Genomic DNA, 18,498 nt, shown 5'->3' on the forward strand with positions numbered 1-18,498 from the left:
CGCATCAACAGGATCAGTCCCTCTGGGTCGGATAATCCGCGTTCACGCGGGCGCGTCCCGCGCCGTGGTGATACACCAGCTTGGCGCCCAACCAGCCCCCGGCCGCAAGAAAAGCGAATCCGCCCGCGTCGAGCAAGAGCGAGACCGGATCCGGGGCCAAGGGCTGCAGGTGATCCAGCCGCAGCAGCAGGCGGGCGGTGAACAATGAGAATGCGATCAGCATGGCCCCCATGTGCAGATAGGCATCCCGCATGGCTTGACCCTCCGGGATGCGGGCGAACTCCACCAGGCCGGCGATCATCGCGATCACGGCGATCGTGCAACCCACGGTGAGCAGGCCTGCCGACCACTGCCAGGCGGCCCGGCCAAGCCACAGGCCGGCGTAGTCGGCGCCGACGGCCAGCGTCCAGCAGGCGATCGGGAAATGCACCAGGGCGGGATGGACGGGATGGCGGGACATTACAGGATCAGGCTGAGCAAGGTCAGAAAGCCGAGCACCGCGACAACGGCATGGACGACAACCACAGCCTTGGGCGGCAGTTTTTGCCGCATATGGAAAGAAGCCAGGAAAAAGCCTCCCAGGGCGGCGATCACCAGCAGCACGAAGCCGATCAGGATCTGTTGCGGGGCGGATCCTTGCACCAACAGAATCAGCAGCAGAACCAGGCCGATCGCACCGAGCGATGCGTGCAAAATGGACAACAGCCACGGGGCGAACCGATTGCGTAGCACGTGGGCTGCGAGGACCACGCCGCCGAGGGCGGCAAGGGCAAAGATTATCAACGCGGAGTTGATCATTTCAGTTCTCCAAGGGGTGCATGCATGACGAAATCCGCCACGTTTGATCCCTTGGATGCGTTCGGGCCCGATTCCGTTTCAATGCTTTCGCAGGCGTCGGCAGGGGTTTTCCTTTACGGGTCCGGAGCCTGCCGCGCGGCCTCAAAACACCGATATCCGCCTGTGGAGTGCGCTTGTTAGCGCATTGTTCTTTTTCGCGCATCCAGTAACATGCCAGAGGATGGCGACCCTGGCCGCGCATCGGCCCGCCATCGCCGTCGTTCATCTCACAGGGAAGGCATGAGCCCTCACATATCGCGCGCGGTCTGGCCATCGGTCCGGAGCAATTTCGGGCCCGGGATGGCATCAGCCGTTTTTTTCGTGTTCATGCTGGTGTTCGTGCTGAGCAACGCCGTGGCCGTGCATTCCCTGTTGTCACGCTACGAAAGCGCGCTCGATCAGGCGGTCACGCTGGATCGCATGCGGACCGCCAGCCAGCAGTTGGCGATTCGCGCGATGCGGCTGTCGGACGGCGCCCTGGTGCAGGCCGGGCAGTTGAGCCAGGAAATGGAGTTCATGGACCGCGCCTTGCAGGCGCTGGATCAGGGCGGCGTCATCGATGGCCGCGAAATCCCCGCCTTCACGCAGCAGGCCACGCGCGACTTCCTGCCGCGGATCCGGCGTGATTGGGCCACGCTGCGCGGCAGGCTTCAAACCATGCTGTTGGGCACGTATGCGCGCGACGATCGCATGGCCGAGGGAGAGCACGAACTGCCGCAGCTCGTCCAGCGCCAATGGGTGGCCGACAATGCCGAAACACTGTTGGGCGCGCTCGATGCCTGCGCCGACGTCCTGATGCCGCTGCTGCGCCAGGGCAAGGACCGCGCGCTGCTGGCCAGTGGCGGACTGGCGGTGCTCGACTTGATCCTGCTGCTGGCCTTGTATCTGCTGCTGCGCCGCCATCTGGTCCGCCCCTTGCGCGAACTGCGGATTGCCTGCCGCGATCTGGTCCAGGGGCGCTACGACACCCGGATCGGCTATCGGGGACCGGGCGAACTGGGCCAGGTGGCCCGGGATTTCAACGACGGCATCCGGCAGGTGCACGATTTGCTGGCCAAGATGCGCGAGGATCAGGTCGGGCTGTTGCGGGCGGACACGATCTTCCAGGGGCTGGCGTCGAACTCCATCGTGGGGATCTTCCTGGTCGAGAACGAGCGCTTTACTTTCGTCAGCCACAAGATGGCCGAAATCTTCGGCTACGAGCCGCGGGAAATGATCGACACCATGACGCTGCTGAGCATTGTGGTGCCGCGCGAGCGCTTCCTGATGGCCGAGTCGATCAAGGCCAGCCAGAGCCGCCGGGACGGCACGCTGCGCTTCGAGCGTCATGGCCGCCGCAAGGACGGCTCCGAGATCGACATCGAGGTGTTCAGCTCGACCGTGCGCGTGGGCGAGCAGATTTCCATTATCGGCATCGTCCAGGACATCACCGAGCGCAAGCAGGCGGAGTCTTCGGCACAACTGGCCGCCATCGCCTACGAAAACAGCAGCGAGGCCATCGCCATCACCGATTCGGCGGGGGTGGTCATCGACGTCAATCCCGCCTTTTCGCGGATGACGGGTTTCTGGCCCGACGAGATTGCCGGGGAATTGCTGCCTTTGCTGCGCCCCGGCCGCCACAACCGGAATTTCTATGACGAGATGTGGCATGCCATCAATACCCTGGGGCGCTGGGAGGGCGAGTACTGGAGCCAGCGCAAATCGGGCGAGGATTATGCCGAGCGCGCGGTCATGGATACGGCCTGGAACCACGACGGCTCCGTGAACTGCCGGGTGGCGATGCTCAGCGACGTGACCCAGAAAAAACAGACCGAGGCCCAGATCTGGAAACAGGCGCATCACGATCCCCTGACCGGCCTGCCGAACCGCCAGTATTTCAATGAGCGCCTGAGCAGCGCCGTCGACTCGGCCGATCAGACCGGCCGGTCCCTGGCGCTGCTGTTCCTGGATCTGGACCTGTTCAAGGAAATCAACGATTCCATGGGGCATGCCATGGGCGACCGGCTGTTGGTCGAAGTCGCCCGGCGACTGCAGGCATGCGTGCCGTCAGGCGCCAGCTTCGTGGCCCGTCTCGGGGGGGACGAATTCGTCGTCCTGCTGGACGACACCGCCGACAAGGCCCGGATCGACGCGCTGTGCCGCGCCATTCTCGACCGGATCACGGAGCCTTACCGCCTGGGCGGCGATCCCGTGCGAATCTCGGCCAGCCTGGGGGTGGCCCTGTATCCCCGGGATGCCGAAAACGCCGAGATTTTGATGCGCCATGTGGACATGGCGATGTACGTCGCCAAGGATTCGGGCCGGAATTGCTACCACTACTTCGACCGGAGCATGCGCGAGCGCGCGCGCATGCAGCGCGATCTGATGTGCGCCCTGCCGCAGGCCATCGATGACGCGCAGTTCTTCCTGCTGTTCCAGCCGATCCATTCCCTGAGCACGGGGCGCATCGTCCAGGCCGAGGTTCTGCTGCGCTGGCGGCATCCGGAATTCGGCGTGATCGCGCCGGCGGATTTCATCCCTTTCGCAGAAGAGCGCTTGCTGATCCGGCCGCTGGGAGACTGGGTGTTTCGCGAGTCGATCCGCCTGCTGGCCGGCTGGCGTCGGGACCTGGCGCCGGATCTGCGCCTGACGATCAATGTCTCGCCTGGCCAACTCGGCCTGGAGGATGCCGGACTGGATGTTGCATTCGAGTTGTTCGATACCTTGGGCCTATCGCCGGACTGCCTGGTGCTGGAGCTCAGCGAACGCATGCTCATGAATGGCGATTCCCAGGTGCGCGACCGCCTGCAGCGCCTGCATGATGCCGGCTTGTGCTTCAGCGTCGGCGCCGTATCGATCGGCATGCCTGCGTTGCTGGCGGTGCGTGAACTGCCGTTCGAGGCCATCAAGCTCGAACGGGAAACGACCGAACGGCTGCTGGATAGCGAACATGCCGTCATGGTCAGCGGGGCCATCATCACGTTGGCGCATCGGCTCGGCCTGCGAGTGACCGCCGAGGGCATCACGCGCCAGGGCCAGTATGAAGTGTTGCGTGACGCGGGCTGCGATGAGGGCCAGGGTTATTGGTTCGACGAACCGCTGGATCAGGGGGCTTTCGAGCAGCGGCTGCGGGATCAGGCCGGGTAGCGGCGCGTCCGGACGGCCAGCAGCAGGCCCAGCAGCGTCCAGATCAGGATCGGCGCATTGCCCCAGCGCACATAGGGCGTCAGCCCCTGGGTGCCCTGGACTTCGGCATCCAGGATACCGGGCCGGCCCGGCTCCAGCGCCCCCAGGACACGGCCTCGGGCGTCGATGACGGCGGTGGCGCCGGTATTGGTGGCGCGCACGACGGGCCGCGCGGTTTCCAGGGCGCGCATGCGCGCGATCCACAGGTGCTGGCGCAGCGCCCAACTGTTGCCGAACCAGGCCAGGTTGCTGATGTTCGCCAGGATGCTGGCCCCGGGCGCGTCGAGCCCGTCGGGGGCGACCGTGGCGGCGATTTCCTCGCCGAACGTATCTTCGTAGCAGATGTCGACGGCCAGAAGCTGGCCATCGATCGCCAGCGGCGGTTGGCGGGCGGAGCCGCGGTCGAAGTCGCCCAAGGGGATCTGCAGCGCACGCACGAACCAGCGGAAGCCGGGCGGGACGAATTCGCCGAAAGGCACCAGGTGGCGCTTGTCGTAATGCCAGGCCATCCCGGCCGGCGACGGTGCCTCGGCATGCGGCCGCAGGGCGATGGCGCCGTTGGTGTAGCGATCGCCGGCCGGCGTGTCGATGCGCAGCGGCGCTCCCAGCACGAAGGTCGCCTGCATCGACTCGACGGCCTCCTGCCACTGCCGCCACACGATTTCGGGGACCTGGTCCTGGAAGACCGGCAGCACGGTTTCCGGCAGGATGACCACGGCCGGACGGTCGGCCTCGCTCTTTGGGGGCAGCGCGGCCAGGTGCTGGATGCGCGCCTGCGAGGGCAGGAACCGCTCGGGCCTGAATTTTTCGGCCTGGGGGGTGGCCGGCTGAACCAGCCGCACCATCAAGGGTTCGCCCAGCGGGCGAGCCCACGGGATGTGGCTCGCGGCGATACCCATCAAGCCGGTCGACAAGGCCAGGCCCACCACCGCGGCGGCGCTGCGATCATAGGCGGTGTCCTTGGCGCGGATCATCAGGGCGGCGGCTGCGGCGGCAAAGGCCGCCAGCCAGGCCAGGCCGTAGACGCCGGTGAACGGCGCCCAGGCGGCGAACATCCCTTCGGCATGGGCATAACCGGCGTTCAACCAGGTGAAGCCCGTGAACAAGGTGCCGCGCAACCATTCGGCCAGTGTCCAGGCCGAAGCCCAGGCGACCGCATTGAGAATCTGGCGCGGGGCGCGCCGCTGCGGGTGGCCGTGGCCGGCGCACAGCCACGCGGCCAGGGCGCAGGCGCCCGCCGTGTAGGCGGCCATCGCGGCTGCGAACAGCAGCAAGGCGGCAATGGCCAGCGGCAAAGACAGGCCGCCGTACGTGTGCATGCTGATGGTCAGCCAGTAGACACCGATGCCGAACTGGGCCAGGCCGAACAGCCAGCCCAGGGTTGCCGCCCGGCGCGGGCCGGCGGCCTGGAAAGTCAGTGCGGCAAGGACGGCCAGCGTGGCGATCTGCACGAAAGGCAGGCTCCAGGCCGGCAGGGGGCCGGGCGCAAAGCACAGGGCCTGCAGGCCGCCGGCCAACAGCGCCGTCAGGCGCCTGCGCCAGGCGTGATGCGCCGCAGGCGTCTGTGGCCGCGCGGCCGGGGTTTGTTCAGGCGGCATGTTCCGAAGTGGGCGGCGGCGGATCCAGCCGTTGGATGTGCAGCCAGCGCGCCCGCTTGCCGTCGGCCCCCACCACGGTGAAGGCCAGCCCGTGGCGTTCGATGCGTTCGCCGCGCCGGGGGATGTGCCCCAGCTCGGCCGCCAGCCAGCCATTGAGCGTATCGGCGTCCTCGTCGGGCAACTGGACGTCGAAGGTTTCGTTGAAATCCTCGATTTCCGCCGTGCCCATGGCGCGCCAACTGTTCTCTCCGGTGCGGAAGATGGTCTTTTCGTCTTCTTCGTCGAATTCGTCTTCGATGTTGCCGACGATCTGTTCCAGCACGTCTTCCATGGTCACCAGACCGCAGATGCCGCCGTGCTCGTCGATGACGATGGCCAGGTGGTTGCGGCTCACCCGGAATTCGTGCAGCAGTTCGTTCAGGCGCTTGGATTCGGGGGTGAAGACGGGCGGGCGTACCAGCGCGCGGATGTCGAGCGCATGATCCGCCAGGGCCAGCAGCAGATCCTTGGCCAGCAGCACGCCGATGATGTTGTCGCGGTCGCCTTCGTAGACGGGAAAGCGCGAGTGGCCCGTATCGGTGATGATCGGCATCAGCTCGGTCAGCGGCCGGGAAATATCCAGCAGATCCATGCGCGCGCGCGACACCATGATGTCGGCCACGGTCTTGTCCGCCACCGCCAGGGCGCCGGAAATCATGGCATAAGATTCCCCATCGAGGACGGAGTGGTCATGGGCGGCTTCGAGGACCGCGCGGATGTCGTCGCGGTCTGCGGGCGGGGCAGGGCGCAGCAGCGCCTTGAAGCGGGAAATAAGGGAACGTGCGGGCCGGGGAGGTCGAGGCTCCGGATCGGAGGCGTGGGGGTCTGGCATTGTCCTGGGGACGAGTGACGGATCCTGTAGCATAACCGATAAATCGATGCGTCCGGGCATGGCGCGGCCCCCGGGGACGGCTTCGTGCCTGGCGGGGACGGGCGGCAGGAGGGGCTCAGGCGTCCCGGTATGGGTCCGCAATGCCTTGGGCGGCCAGAATGCGGGTCTCCAGGGCCTCCATGCGTTCGGCCTCGTCGGTCTCGATGTGATCGTGGCCCAGGGCGTGCAGCACGCCGTGGGTGACCAGGTGAGCGGCATGGTGCAGCAAAGGCTTTTCCTGCTCGGAGGCTTCCCGCTCCAGCACCGGCAGGCAGAGCACGATGTCGCCCAGGATCAGGCCGCTCGGGTCGGCGCCGTATTCGAAGGTCAGCACGTTGGTGGCGGCGTCGCGCCCGCGCCAGGCGGCGTTCAGCGCGCGGCCCTCCTCGGCATCGACGATGCGCAGGGTCAGGGCCACCGGGCTGCCGGCGCGAGGCTCGGGCGACGCCAGGGCGAAGGCCAGCGCCCGCCCCACCCAGCGCCGCAGGCGCCAGCGCGGCAGCGCGGCAGCCTTGACCGCATACTGGACCGAGAGGGTGAAATCAGGATACATGGTCGCCCGCCCGCTCATAGGCTTCGACGATCCGCCCCACCAGCGGGTGGCGCACCACGTCGCGGCTGGTGAAGCGGGTCTGGGCGATGCCCGGTACGTCGTCGAGCACGTCCAGGGCGTGCAGCAGGCCGCTCTGGTGGCCCTTGGGCAGATCCACCTGGGACGGATCGCCGTTGATGACGGCCTTGCTGCCGAAACCGATCCGGGTCAGGAACATTTTCATCTGTTCCGGCGTGGTGTTCTGGGCCTCGTCGAGGATGATGAAGGCGTGGTTCAGCGTGCGGCCGCGCATGTAGGCCAGCGGGGCGATCTCGATGGTCTGCTTCTCGAACAGGCGCTGCGTGCGCTCGAAGCCCAGCAGATCGTACAGGGCGTCGTAGAGCGGCCTCAGGTAGGGGTCGACCTTCTGGACCAGGTCGCCCGGCAGGAAGCCCAGGCGTTCGCCGGCCTCCACGGCGGGGCGCGTCAGCACCAGCCGGGACACCGATTCGCGCTCCAGGGCGTCGATGGCGCACGCCACGGCCAGCCAGGTCTTGCCGGTGCCGGCCGGCCCCACCCCGAAGGTCACGTCGTGCTTCAGGATGGCATTCAGGTAGTCGCGCTGGCGCGGGGTGCGCGGCCGCAGGTCGGATTTGCGGGTCCGCAGGCTCAGGCTGGCGTCGTCCACGGGCGGCAGCTCGGGCAGCTCGGGCGCGCTCGCGGCCTCGCCGTCGCGGGCGCCCAGTTCCACCAGGCCGAGCTGCAGGGCATCCAGGGTCAACGGCGCCCGGGCGGCGCGTTCGTGGAACCAGCGCAACGCCTGGGCGGCGGGCCGCGCCTGGTGGCCCCGGATCGTGAAGCGGTTGCCGCGCCGGCTGATCTCGACTGCATAGGCCTGGGCGATCTGGCGCAGGTTTTCATCCAGCGGACCGCACAGATTGGCCAGGTGGGTATTGTCCGCCTCCAGTTGGAGGGACAGGGGGCGGGCTTTGGCGGCGGATCGGGTGGCGCTCATTGAACGGTATCCGTGGTGACGATCTCGCCGCGCAGGGTGTTGGTGAGGGCCTCGGTGATGCGCACATCGACCATCTGCCCGATCAGGCGCGGCTGGCCGGCGAAATTAACGATGCGGTTGTTTTCCGTGCGGCCTTTCATGTCGCGGGGATCTTTTTTGGAGGGGCCCTCGACCAGCAGACGCTGGACGCCGCCGACCATGGATCGGCTGATGGCGGCGGCCTGGTCGTTGATCAAGGCCTGCAAACGGTGCAGCCGATCGAGTTTTTCGGTTTCGGGCGTGTCGTCGGCAAGATCGGCGGCCGGGGTGCCCGGACGGCGCGAATAGACGAAGGAGAACGACTGGTCGAAGCCCACGTGGCGCACCAGATCCATCGTCTTCTGGAAGTCGGTCTCGGTCTCGCCGGGAAAGCCGACGATGAAATCCGAGGACAGGGTCATGTCCGGACGCGCGGCGCGCAGGCGGCGAATGATGGATTTGTACTCCAGCGCCGTATAGCCGCGCTTCATCGCGGCCAGCACCCGGTCGCTGCCGGCTTGGACCGGCAGGTGCAGGAAGGGGACGAGCTTGGGCAGCCGGCCATGGGCCTCGATCAGCCGGGCGGTCATTTCCTTCGGGTGCGAGGTGGTGTAGCGGATGCGCTCGATGCCGGGGATGTCGTGGACGTACTCCAGCAGCATGGCGAAGTCGGCGATCTCGCCGTTTTCACCTGCCGGCCCCCGGTAGGCGTTGACGTTCTGGCCCAGCAAGGTGACTTCGCGCACGCCCTGGTCGGCCAGGTCGGCGATTTCCATCAGCACGTCGTCGAACGGCCGCGAGACTTCCGCTCCGCGGGTGTAGGGGACGACGCAGAAGCTGCAGTACTTGCTGCAGCCTTCCATGATGGAGACGAAGGCCGCCGGTCCGTCGACCCGCGCGGGGGGCATGGCATCGAACTTCTCGATTTCCGGAAAGGAGATGTCCACCTGGGACTGGCCGGTGGCGCGGCGCCGGTCGATCAACTCGGGCAGGCGGTGCAGGGTCTGGGGGCCGAACACCACGTCCACGTAGGGCGCGCGGCGCACGATGGCTTCGCCTTCCTGGCTGGCCACGCAGCCGCCCACGCCGATCACCAGCTCGGGATTCAGCCGCTTCAGGTGCTGCACCCGCCCCAGGTCGGAAAAGACCTTTTCCTGCGCCTTTTCGCGCACCGAACAGGTGTTGAAAATGATGATGTCCGCATCGTCCGGGGTCTGGGTCAGTTCCACGCCCTTGGCCGCGTGCAGCACATCGGCCATTTTCTCGGAGTCGTACTCGTTCATCTGGCAGCCGAAGGTGCGGATGAACAGTTTCTTCACGCGCCCGGGTTCCGTAGGCTGCATCAGGGCCGCCAGGGCCTGGTCCTGGGCCTGGCGCCAGGACGGGTCTTTCAGATGCTCGGCGGATTCGCGGGAGGCGGGGATGACGCCGGGACGGCGCACGGGAGTTTCTTGCATGATGGATGCCGTGACGGGTTTATATCCCGGGGGCGGAAGGTGGAAACCTTCAATTGTAGCGTGAGCGGTCGCATGGTAATGGCACATGATGATGGAGCGCGCGGTGGCGCAGGAGAACCACCCGCCACCGCGCGCGGGTCAAGAACCCAAAAAACAGGGCCGGCCATCCGAAGATGCCGGCCCTGGAGTCAGGCGGGAAGGAAACGGATTTATCCGAGTTCCACTTCCGGACCGTCTTTCTTGACGGGCTTGACCAGGTCTTCGCGCTTGATGCCCATCCACATCGCCAGGGCGGCGGCCACGAAGACCGAGGAATAGATCCCGAACCAGATCCCGATCGTCAGGGCGAGCGAGAAATTGTGCAGCGTGGGGCCGCCGAAGAAGAACATCGACAGCACCATCATCTGCGTCGAACCGTGCGTGATCACCGTCCGCGAAATATTCTGCGTGATCGACGCGTTGATGATCTCGCGCACCGAAGCCTTGCGCTGCTTGCGGAAGTTTTCCCGGATCCGGTCCATCACCACCACGGATTCGTTCACCGAGTAGCCCAGCACCGCCAGCACCCCGGCCAGCACCGACAGCGAGAATTCCCACTGGAAGAAGGCGAAGAAGCCCAGAATGATCACCACGTCGTGCAGGTTCGCCAGCGCGCACGAGGCCGCCAGCTTCCACTCGAAGCGGATGGCCAGATACACCATGATGCCCACCACCACGAACAGCAGCGCCATCAGGCCGTTGTGCAGCAGCTCCTGGCCGACCTGCGGGCCGACGAACTCGACCCGGCGCAACTGCACGTCCGCGTGCTGGGCCTGCAGGGCCGACAGCACGGTGCGGCTCTGGCTGGCGGTGTCCTCGTCGGGGCGCACCGGCAGGCGGATCATGACGTCCTGCGAGGTGCCGAAGTTCTGCACCTGGAAGTCGGTGTAGCCCAGCGCGTCGATGGCCGAGCGGATCTCGCCCACCGGGGCGGATTGCTCGTAGTGGACCTCCATCACCGTGCCGCCGGTGAATTCGATCGACAGGTGGAATCCCCGGGAGGCGATGAAGAAGACGGCGGCCAGAAAGGTCAGCAGGCTGATGAGGTTCAGGATCAGCGCATGCCGCATGAACGGGATGGTGCGATGAATGCGGAAGAATTCCATGATGTGTCCTGGGATGCGGGGTGGACGGGCGTGGGGCTTAGGGCCTGTTCACACTAATCAAGGAGATCGCGTTGGGTCTGTGCGCTGTCGAGCGCAAGGCGTCTACCGCAGCAAGGCTCAATGCCTTGCGAGGATGGACAACGCGGCGGGCGGCGGCACACAGGCCCAACCCTGCGGGAAACCATGAAAAATTCGCCTGCCCTGCGTTGCCCGTCTTGCGCGTATGGACATACGCGCTGCGCCAGGCGCCTTGTTCAGCCAAATTTTTCATGGTTTCGCGACTCCTTGATTAGTGTGAACAGGCCCGGAGCCCGTCAGTCCTGCTTGGGTTTCCAGACCTGGCCGATGGAGATCGACTTCAGCTTGCGCTGGCGGCCATACCAGAGGTTGGCCAGGGCGCGCACGCCGATCACCGACGAGAACATCGAGGTCAGGATGCCGATGCAATGCACCACGGCAAAGCCGCGCACCGGCCCGGTGCCGAAGGCCAGCAGGGCGACCCCCACGATCAGGCTGGTCAGGTTGGAGTCGAAAATCGTTGCCCAGGCGCGGTCGAAGCCCAGGTGGATCGCTTGCTGGGGCGGCAGTCCGGCGCGCAGTTCCTCGCGGATGCGCTCGTTGATGAGCACGTTGGCGTCGATGGCCATCCCCAGCGTCAGGGCGATGGCGGCGATGCCGGGCAGGGTCAGCGTGGCCTGCAGCATGGACAGCACCGCCAGCAGCAGCAGCACGTTGAAGCTCAGGCCCAGCGTGGAAAACACGCCGAACAGGTGGTAGTACAGGATGATGAAGATCGCGATGGCGGTGAAGCCGTACAGCGTCGAGTCGAAGCCCTGCTTGATGTTGGCGGCGCCCAGGCTGGGGCCGATGGTGCGTTCCTCGATGATGTGCATCGGCGCGGCCAGCGAGCCGGCGCGCAGCAGCAGGGCCACGTCGGCGGCTTCCTGGGCGTTCATGCTGCCGGAAATCTGCACCTGGCCGCCGGGGATCTCGGAACGGATCACCGGGGCGGTCACGACCTCGCCCTTGCCGTTCTCGAACAGCACGATGGCCATGCGCTTGCCGATGTTGTCGCGCGTCACGTCGCGGAAGATCCGCGCGCCCTTGGAGTCCAGCGTCAGGTTGACGGTGGGCTGCTGGGTCTGCTGGTCGCGGCCGGGCTGGGCGTCCTGCAGGTTCTCGCCCGTCAGGATCACCTGGCGGCGCAGCAGCAGGGGGCGGCCGTCGCGGTCGGTGTAGCGCACCAGGCCGAAGGGCACGCGCCCCGAGGCCAGCGCGGCCATGGCGGTGGGCGAGTCGTCCACCATGTGGATTTCCAGGGTGGCGGTGCGCCCGAGGATGTCCTTGGCCTTGGCCACGTCCTGGACGCCGGGCAACTGGACCACGATGCGGTCGCCGCCTTGCTGCTGGATCACAGGCTCGGCCACGCCGAGTTCGTTGATCCGGTTGTGCAGCGTCTGGATGTTCTGCTTGAGGGCGTTGTCTTGCACCTGGGTGATCGAGGCCGGGCTGAGCGTGCCGTCCACCAGCCACTGGTCGCCGGACTGGCCCGTCGTGAAGACCATCTCGGGCATGGCGCGGCGCAGCGTGTCGATGGCGGCGTCGCGGTCTTCCTGGGTGGCGAAGGTCGCGCGCACCGACTGCTGGTTGCGCTCGACGTCCTCGACCTTGAGCTTGGCGTCGCGCAGGATGGTGCGGGCTTCGCCCGCCATGGAATCGTAGCGGCTGGTCAGGGCCCCCTGCATGTCCACTTGGAGCAGAAAGTGCACGCCGCCGCGCAGGTCCAGGCCCAGGTACATGGGGTGGGCGCCCAGGGCCGTCAGCCAGTTCGGCGAGGCCGACATCAGATTCAGGGCGATCGTGTAGTCGGGATTCTGCGGGTCCGGATTCAGCACCTTTTCGAGTTGATCCTTGGCCTTGAGCTGCGTGTCGGTGGAATCGAAGCGCAGCCGCACCGTGCCGACCGGGCCGTTCATTTCAAAGGAACCGGCGGTCGGATTCAGACCGGCCTGGTCCAGTGCCTGCTCGGCCCGGGACAGGGTGCTCTGATCGACCTTGACGGCTGTCTTGGCCCCCGCGATCTGGACCGCCGGCGATTCACCGTAGAGGTTGGGCAGCGTGTAGAGCACGCCGATCAGGACGGCGGCCAGAACGATGAGGTATTTCCAGAGAGGGTAGCGGTTCATGGTCGATCAGGTGGAGCGGGTCTGAATGGGACGAGACGCCGGGAGTGGCGCCCGCCGGGCGGATCAGAGCGACTTGATCGTGCCCTTGGGCAGGACGGCGGTGACGGCGCTGCGCTGCACGATGGTTTCCACGGCCTTGTCGCCCGACTGGGAGATCTCGACGGTCAGGTAGTTGTCGCTGACCTTGCTGATCTTGCCCAGCATGCCGCCCGTCATGATGATCTCGTCGCCTTTGCCCAGCGCCTCGACCATCTTCTTGTGCTCCTTCTGGCGCTTCATCTGCGGGCGGATCATCAGGAAGTACAGGATGACGAACATCAGGATGATGGGCAGCATGCTCATCAGCGGGTTTGCTTCGCCGGCGGCTTGGGCCGGGATCAGGGTCAGGGTGTCGACGAGAGACATGGAGGCTCCTGCGTAGGTGAAGGGGTGTCGATGAGTGGATACGGGTCGGCGGCTTGCGGCCCGCAAATGAAATTAACTCTTGATTGTAGCGGTATATCCGCCGGGCCGTGCTTGCGTCTTCATTCTATGCCGCGCGCCCGGTCGCGGTGGAACGCCTCGCGCCAGGACTCGAAACGGTGCTCCTCGATGGCGGTGCGCATGTCCTCCATCAGGTGCAGATAGAAATGCAGGTTGTGCAGGGTGTTCAGGCGCGCGCCGCTGATTTCCCCGGCGCGCTGCAGGTGGTGCAGGTAGGCGCGCGAGAAATGCCGGCAGGTATGGCAACCGCATGAAGGATCGAGCGGACGGGTGTCGTCGCTGTAGCGGGCATTGCGGATCTTCAGGTCGCCGTAGCGGGTGAACAGCCAGCCGTTGCGCGCGTTGCGAGTCGGCATGACGCAGTCGAACATGTCCACCCCCCGGCTGACGCCCTCGACCAGGTCTTCGGGCGTTCCCACGCCCATGAGATAGCGCGGCGCCTGCGCCGGCATGCGCGGGGTCACGTGGGCCAGCACGCGCATCATGTCTTCCTTGGGTTCGCCCACCGACAGGCCGCCGATGGCGTAGCCCTCGAAGCCGATCTCCGTGAGCCCGGCCAGGGATTCGTCGCGCAGGTCTTCGTACATGCCGCCCTGGATGATGCCGAACAGGGCGTTGGGATTGCCCAGGCCGAGGAAGGCCTGGCGCGAGCGGCGCGCCCAGCGCAGCGACATGCGCATCGAAGCGGCGGCCTCTTCATGGGTGGCGGGCCGGTCGCCGATGCGGTAGGGCGTGCATTCGTCCAGCACCATGGCGATGTCGGAGTTCAGGCTGCGCTGGATGCGCATGGATTCCTCGGGCGTCAGGAACAGGCGCGAACCATCGATCGGCGAGGCGAAGCGCACGCCTTCTTCGGAGATCTTGCGCATGCCGTCCAGGCTGAAGACCTGGAAGCCTCCGGAGTCGGTCAGGATCGGCCGGTTCCATTGCATGAAGCCGTGCAGGCCGCCGTGCCGGTCCAGGATGTCGGTGCCGGGGCGCAGCCACAGGTGAAAGGTGTTGCCGAGCACGATTTGGGCGCCGATGTCCTCCAGTTCGTGAGGCAACATGGCCTTGACGCTGCCGTAGGTGCCCACGGGCATGAAGATCGGGGTCTGGACGACCCCATGGTTCAGCGTCAGGCGGCCGCGCCGGGCGGCGCCGTCGGTGTGCAGCAGTTCGAATCGGAGTCCGGTCATGGGGTCTGGGCCTGATGGCCTTCCGTGGTGGAAGAGGCCGGGGCGGCCTCGATGAACATAGCGTCGCCGTAGCTGAAGAAGCGGTAGCGGGATTGCACGGCGTGGGCGTAGGCGCGGCGGATCGGGTCCATGCCCGCCAGGGCGGACACCAGCATCAGCAGCGTCGATTGCGGCAAGTGGAAATTGGTGATCAGGGCGTCCACGTTCTCGAACCGGTAGCCGGGGGTGATGAACAGCCGGGTATCGCCTTCGCAGGCGTGCTCGCCGTCGCCGTCGCGGGCGGCGGCCTCCAGGGAGCGGACGCTGGTGGTGCCCACGGCGATCACGCGGCCGCCGCGCGCACGGGTCTCGCGGATCAGGCGCAAGGTCTCGGCCGGCACGGCGTAGCGTTCCGCGTGCATGACGTGTTCGCTGATGCGCGAGACGCGTACCGGCTGGAAGGTGCCGGCGCCCACGTGCAAGGTGACGAAGGCGCGGTTCACGCCCAGGGCTTCCAGACGGTCGAGCATGGCCTGGTCGAAGTGCAGGCCGGCTGTCGGCGCGGCCACGGCGCCGGGCTTGTCGGCATAGACGGTCTGGTAGCGGGCCTCGTCCTCGTCGTCGGCGCCGTGGGTGATGTAAGGCGGCAGGGGTACGCTGCCATGCTGCTCCAGCAGCGCCAGGACGGGCGAGGGAAAGGACAATTCGAAGAGCTCGTCCCGGCGGCCCAGGACTTCGGCCTGGAAGGCGCCGCCGGCCAGGCTCAGCCGCGTGCCGGGGCGGGGCGACTTGCTGGCGCGCACGTGGGCCAGGGCGCGCCGGGGCTCAGTGATGCGCTCGACCAGGACTTCGACCTGGCCGCCGCTGTCCTTGCGGCCTCGCAGCCGGGCCTTGATGACGCGGGTGTCGTTGAAGACCAGCAGGTCGCCGGCGCGCAGCAGGCCGGGCAGGTCGGTGAACTGCCGATCGTGCAGGCCGCCGGCGCCGTCCAGGTGCAGCAGCCGGCTGGCGTCGCGCCGCGCGGCGGGGTGCTGGGCGATGAGTTCGGGGGGAAGTTCGTAATCGAACTGGGCAATGTCGAGGGAATCGGTCACGGGCGGACCGGGCGCAGTCTAAGGCGTCCGGGAAGGAAGAGGTGCGTCGGGGGTTGGAAAATTCGGGGGTATTTTAGTCTGATGCGCCGCCGCAGTCGTCTCGCCGGGCTCCTCTCCAGGGCAGGCCGCTACATCCGGGCGGCCGCTTTGGATTATGCTGGCGTTTTTTGTCGGGGGGACGGCATGAGGCTGGCGGGATGGTTTGGACGGCGGACATGGCGAGAGCGCCTGGGCGCAGGGCTGGCGGCGTGCCTGCTGGCGGGTGCGGCCCCGGGCGCCGGCGCGCAGAGCCTGCCGCCTGAGCTGCAGCAGGCCTGGAAGGCCACCCGCTTGCCGCTGTCGGCCCTGTCGCTTGAAATCCGCGAGGCCGGCGGCCCGGTGATCGCCCGCGTCCAGGCCGATGCGCCGCGCAACCCGGCTTCGGTGATGAAGACCGTGACCACCTGGGCCGCGCTGTCGGCGCTGGGGCCGGATTACGTCTGGCGCACCCGGCTCTTGTCTGATCCGGGCGCGCGCGTCGACGAGCAGGGCACCTTGCAGGGGCCGCTCTATATTCAGGCGGCCGGCGACCCCTGGTTCCGCCAGGAAGACCTCTGGAGCCTGCTGCGCGAATTGCGCCTGCGCGGGGTCAAGAACTTGTCCGAGGTCATCGTGGACCGCAGCCGCTTTGGCGACGTGGCCATCGATCCGGGCGATTTCGACGATTCCCCGGACCGGCCCTACAACGCCAGCCCCGACGCGATGATGGTCAATTTCGGCGCGACCCGGGTGGTGTTCCTGCCCGATGCCCGATCGCGGCAGTGGATTCCTTTGCTCGATCCGCCGACGCGCGATGTGCGCATCGAAGGCCAGCTCGGATGGCTGGAGGGATCCTGCAAGGCTTCGCCCGGAGTGGCGGTCGACGTGCGTCCCTCGGGATCCGGCTCCGTCGTCCACGTCTCCGGCAAGGCATTCGGCGATTGCGGCGAATTCAGCGTGTATCGCCTGGCCGGCCGGCAGGAAGATCATTTCGAGGCCTTGTTCCGCCTATTGTGGCGTGAGCTGGGCGGCACGCTGTCGCGCGGCATCCGCGCGGGCCGTACGCCCGCCCGCGCTTCGGTGCTGGTCTGGCACGATTCGCCGACGCTGGCCGACGTGATCCGCCAGGTCAACAAGCACAGCAACAACGTCATGGCGCGCATGACCTTGCTGACCCTGGGCGCGGAGATCAACGGGCCTGGCGCGACCGCGCAGAGCGGCGGCCGCGCGGTCCGGCAGATCCTGCAGAACCAGGGGGTGGACACCACGGGCTGGGTGCTGGACAACGGCTCCGGGCTGTCGCGCCAGGGCCGCGTCACGGCGCATGGCCTGGCGCAGATGCTTGACGTGGCCTGGCGTTCGCCCATGATGCCCGAGTTCGTGTCCTCGCTGGCGATTTCCGGGGTGGACGGCACCGTGCGCCGCCGCCTGCGGGCCGAGGACACGCGCGGCCAGGCGCATCTGAAGACCGGCACCTTGCGGGATTCGCGCGCGCTGGCCGGCTACGTGCGCGGCGCCAGCGGCAAGCGCTACATCCTGGTCAGCCTGGTCAATGATCCGGGCGCGGCCGCCGTGCGGCCATTCGACGATGCCGTCGTCGAATGGCTGGCGGCGCGCTGAGCCGCGCGACCCGGGGCTGTTTCAATCCACACGCATGAATATTCAATAACATCGGAGGAACAATCATGCACATATCCTTGCGCTTCATGACGGCCGCAGTGGCGGCCGCCTGCCTGTCGGCGGGGGTCGCCCAGGCCGCCGACGCCGTCAAGATCGGCCTGCTGACCACCCTGTCCGGGCCGGGCGCCGCCCTGGGCATCGACATCCGCGACGGTTTCGAATTGGCCGTCAAGCAGGCGGGCGGCACGCTCGGCGGCCTGGAAGCCGAGGTCATCGTGGCCGATGACCAGCTCAGCCCCGATGCCGCCAAGCAGACCGCCGACCGGCTGCTCAAGCGCGACCGCGTCGATTTCATGACCGGCATTGTGTTTTCCAACATCATGCTGGCGGTGGGCCAGCCGGTGTTCCAGTCCAAGACTTTCTATATCAGCGCCAATGCCGGCCCCTCGCAATACGCCGGCGCCCAGTGCAATCCGTACTTCTTCAGCGCCTCCTACCAGAACGACACCATGGATGAGGCGGCCGGCAAGGTCGTGCAGGACCGCGGCTTTAAGAAAGTCGCGCTGATCGCGCCGAACTACCCCGCGGGCAAGGATCACCTGGCCGGCTTCAAGCGGTTCTACAAGGGCGAGATCGTCATGGAGGACTACACCCAACTGAATCAGCTCGACTACGGCGCCGAACTGTCCAAGCTGCGCGTTTCGCAGGCGGATGCCGTGTTCATCTTCCTGCCGGGCGGCCTGGGCGTGAACTTCATCAAGCAATTCGTGGGCGCCGGACTGAACCAGGACATGAAATTGTTCGCGCCCGGCTTCTCGGGCGACGAGGATGTGATCCGCGCCGTGGGCGAACCGATGCTGGGGCTCTTCAACACATCCCAGTGGGCGCACGACATGGACAACGCCGCGAACAAGCGGTTCGTGGCCGATTTCGAGAAAGAGTACGGCCGCCTGCCCACGATGTACGCGTCGCAGGGCTATGACGCCGCGCGTCTGATCGACGGCGCGGTGCGCAAGGTGAACGGCAACCTGAAGGACAAGGACGCGCTGCGCAAGGCGCTGGAATCGGCGCCCTTCGAATCCGTCCGGGGCGCGTTCAAGTTCGACGTCAATCACTATCCCATCCAGGATTACTACCTGCGCGAAGTCGTCAAGGATGCCCAGGGCCGTGTGACCAACAAGCTCGTGGGGCGCGTGCTGGAAAACCACGCCGATGCCTACGTCGGCGAGTGCAAGATGCCGTCTTGATCCGCCGGGACCCGCG

General features: G+C 66.7%; 15 protein-coding genes. 3 read left to right on the top strand and 12 right to left on the bottom strand.

All coding sequences use genetic code 11. The features are described from left to right. Positions 1–13 precede the first annotated feature (13 nt). Together ABRZ00_RS08440 and ABRZ00_RS08445 are read right to left on the bottom strand one after the other, a co-directional pair. Positions 14–460, bottom strand: coding sequence for a DUF2231 domain-containing protein (locus ABRZ00_RS08440; protein WP_343836504.1), 447 nt, complete (start codon positions 458–460; stop codon positions 14–16). Continuing rightward, a complete protein-coding gene (locus tag ABRZ00_RS08445; RefSeq protein ID WP_343836501.1) occupies positions 460–798 on the bottom strand; it encodes a hypothetical protein in 339 nt (112 codons plus the stop codon). The genes ABRZ00_RS08440 and ABRZ00_RS08445 overlap by 1 nt, the downstream gene beginning before the upstream one ends. 339 nt (positions 799–1,137) lie before the next feature. Here ABRZ00_RS08445 and ABRZ00_RS08450 point away from each other — a divergent pair, with 339 nt between their 5' ends. Beyond that, the gene (locus tag ABRZ00_RS08450) at positions 1,138–3,963 is read left to right on the top strand and encodes an EAL domain-containing protein (protein WP_368642333.1); all 2,826 of its coding nucleotides are present in this window, start codon (positions 1,138–1,140) and stop codon (positions 3,961–3,963) included. Here ABRZ00_RS08450 and lnt read toward each other — a convergent pair. The 10 genes from lnt to queA form a co-directional block, all read right to left on the bottom strand. Continuing rightward, positions 3,951–5,600, bottom strand: a complete 1,650-nt coding sequence (gene lnt / locus ABRZ00_RS08455; RefSeq protein WP_368642332.1) for an apolipoprotein N-acyltransferase — start codon at positions 5,598–5,600, stop codon at positions 3,951–3,953. The two genes, ABRZ00_RS08450 and lnt, sit on opposite strands and share 13 nt — an antisense overlap. Next, positions 5,590–6,471: an HlyC/CorC family transporter gene (locus tag ABRZ00_RS08460; RefSeq protein WP_368642331.1), complete on the bottom strand. Its 882-nt coding sequence runs from the start codon at positions 6,469–6,471 to the stop codon at positions 5,590–5,592. The genes lnt and ABRZ00_RS08460 overlap by 11 nt, the downstream gene beginning before the upstream one ends. A 115-nt stretch (positions 6,472–6,586) precedes the next feature. Continuing rightward, positions 6,587–7,063: an rRNA maturation RNase YbeY gene (ybeY, locus tag ABRZ00_RS08465; protein ID WP_368642330.1), complete on the bottom strand. Its 477-nt coding sequence runs from the start codon at positions 7,061–7,063 to the stop codon at positions 6,587–6,589. Beyond that, complete coding sequence (locus ABRZ00_RS08470; RefSeq protein WP_343836487.1) at positions 7,053–8,057, bottom strand: PhoH family protein; 1,005 nt, start codon at positions 8,055–8,057, stop codon at positions 7,053–7,055. The genes ybeY and ABRZ00_RS08470 overlap by 11 nt, the downstream gene beginning before the upstream one ends. Beyond that, on the bottom strand, positions 8,054–9,418 hold the full coding sequence (miaB, locus tag ABRZ00_RS08475) for a tRNA (N6-isopentenyl adenosine(37)-C2)-methylthiotransferase MiaB (RefSeq protein ID WP_368642764.1): 1,365 nt from the start codon (positions 9,416–9,418) through the stop codon (positions 8,054–8,056). Before miaB ends, ABRZ00_RS08470 begins: the two co-directional genes overlap by 4 nt. Positions 9,419–9,741: 323 nt before the next feature. Beyond that, positions 9,742–10,677 (bottom strand): protein translocase subunit SecF, encoded by a 936-nt coding sequence (secF, locus tag ABRZ00_RS08480; protein ID WP_368642329.1) that lies wholly within the window; start codon positions 10,675–10,677, stop codon positions 9,742–9,744. A 314-nt stretch (positions 10,678–10,991) separates the two neighbouring features. After that, the gene (secD, locus tag ABRZ00_RS08485) at positions 10,992–12,863 is read right to left on the bottom strand and encodes a protein translocase subunit SecD (protein ID WP_368642328.1); all 1,872 of its coding nucleotides are present in this window, start codon (positions 12,861–12,863) and stop codon (positions 10,992–10,994) included. A 63-nt stretch (positions 12,864–12,926) separates the two neighbouring features. Further along, positions 12,927–13,268 carry a preprotein translocase subunit YajC gene (gene yajC, locus ABRZ00_RS08490; RefSeq protein ID WP_343836477.1) on the bottom strand — a complete coding sequence of 114 codons (342 nt, stop codon included), beginning with the start codon at positions 13,266–13,268 and terminating at the stop codon, positions 12,927–12,929. 119 nt (positions 13,269–13,387) lie between these two features. After that, positions 13,388–14,524, bottom strand: coding sequence for a tRNA guanosine(34) transglycosylase Tgt (tgt, locus tag ABRZ00_RS08495; RefSeq protein ID WP_368642327.1), 1,137 nt, complete (start codon positions 14,522–14,524; stop codon positions 13,388–13,390). Then, on the bottom strand, positions 14,521–15,597 hold the full coding sequence (queA, locus tag ABRZ00_RS08500) for a tRNA preQ1(34) S-adenosylmethionine ribosyltransferase-isomerase QueA (protein WP_368642326.1): 1,077 nt from the start codon (positions 15,595–15,597) through the stop codon (positions 14,521–14,523). Before queA ends, tgt begins: the two co-directional genes overlap by 4 nt. Positions 15,598–15,780: 183 nt before the next feature. Here queA and dacB point away from each other — a divergent pair, with 183 nt between their 5' ends. Both dacB and ABRZ00_RS08510 read left to right on the top strand, forming a co-directional pair. Beyond that, on the top strand, positions 15,781–17,235 hold the full coding sequence (gene dacB / locus ABRZ00_RS08505) for a D-alanyl-D-alanine carboxypeptidase/D-alanyl-D-alanine-endopeptidase (protein WP_368642325.1): 1,455 nt from the start codon (positions 15,781–15,783) through the stop codon (positions 17,233–17,235). Positions 17,236–17,300: 65 nt separating this feature from the next. Continuing rightward, positions 17,301–18,482, top strand: coding sequence for an ABC transporter substrate-binding protein (locus ABRZ00_RS08510; RefSeq protein WP_368642324.1), 1,182 nt, complete (start codon positions 17,301–17,303; stop codon positions 18,480–18,482). Positions 18,483–18,498: the final 16 nt, after the last annotated feature.

This window comes from Castellaniella ginsengisoli (genome assembly GCF_040955415.1).
Taxonomy (GTDB): domain Bacteria; phylum Pseudomonadota; class Gammaproteobacteria; order Burkholderiales; family Burkholderiaceae_B; genus Castellaniella; species Castellaniella ginsengisoli.

What these genes read in the sequence shown, in the direction of transcription:
- ABRZ00_RS08440 (WP_343836504.1), bottom strand. Translation starts at nt 460, where the DNA reads ATGTCCCGCCATCCCGTCCATCCCGCCCTGGTGCATTTCCCGATCGCC.
- ABRZ00_RS08445 (WP_343836501.1), bottom strand. Translation starts at nt 798, where the DNA reads ATGATCAACTCCGCGTTGATAATCTTTGCCCTTGCCGCCCTCGGCGGC.
- ABRZ00_RS08450 (WP_368642333.1), top strand. Translation starts at nt 1,138, where the DNA reads ATGGCATCAGCCGTTTTTTTCGTGTTCATGCTGGTGTTCGTGCTGAGC.
- lnt (WP_368642332.1), bottom strand. Translation starts at nt 5,600, where the DNA reads ATGCCGCCTGAACAAACCCCGGCCGCGCGGCCACAGACGCCTGCGGCG.
- ABRZ00_RS08460 (WP_368642331.1), bottom strand. Translation starts at nt 6,471, where the DNA reads ATGCCAGACCCCCACGCCTCCGATCCGGAGCCTCGACCTCCCCGGCCC.
- ybeY (WP_368642330.1), bottom strand. Translation starts at nt 7,063, where the DNA reads ATGTATCCTGATTTCACCCTCTCGGTCCAGTATGCGGTCAAGGCTGCC.
- ABRZ00_RS08470 (WP_343836487.1), bottom strand. Translation starts at nt 8,057, where the DNA reads ATGAGCGCCACCCGATCCGCCGCCAAAGCCCGCCCCCTGTCCCTCCAA.
- miaB (WP_368642764.1), bottom strand. Translation starts at nt 9,418, where the DNA reads ATGCAGCCTACGGAACCCGGGCGCGTGAAGAAACTGTTCATCCGCACC.
- secF (WP_368642329.1), bottom strand. Translation starts at nt 10,677, where the DNA reads ATGGAATTCTTCCGCATTCATCGCACCATCCCGTTCATGCGGCATGCG.
- secD (WP_368642328.1), bottom strand. Translation starts at nt 12,863, where the DNA reads ATGAACCGCTACCCTCTCTGGAAATACCTCATCGTTCTGGCCGCCGTC.
- yajC (WP_343836477.1), bottom strand. Translation starts at nt 13,268, where the DNA reads ATGTCTCTCGTCGACACCCTGACCCTGATCCCGGCCCAAGCCGCCGGC.
- tgt (WP_368642327.1), bottom strand. Translation starts at nt 14,524, where the DNA reads ATGACCGGACTCCGATTCGAACTGCTGCACACCGACGGCGCCGCCCGG.
- dacB (WP_368642325.1), top strand. Translation starts at nt 15,781, where the DNA reads ATGAGGCTGGCGGGATGGTTTGGACGGCGGACATGGCGAGAGCGCCTG.
- ABRZ00_RS08510 (WP_368642324.1), top strand. Translation starts at nt 17,301, where the DNA reads ATGCACATATCCTTGCGCTTCATGACGGCCGCAGTGGCGGCCGCCTGC.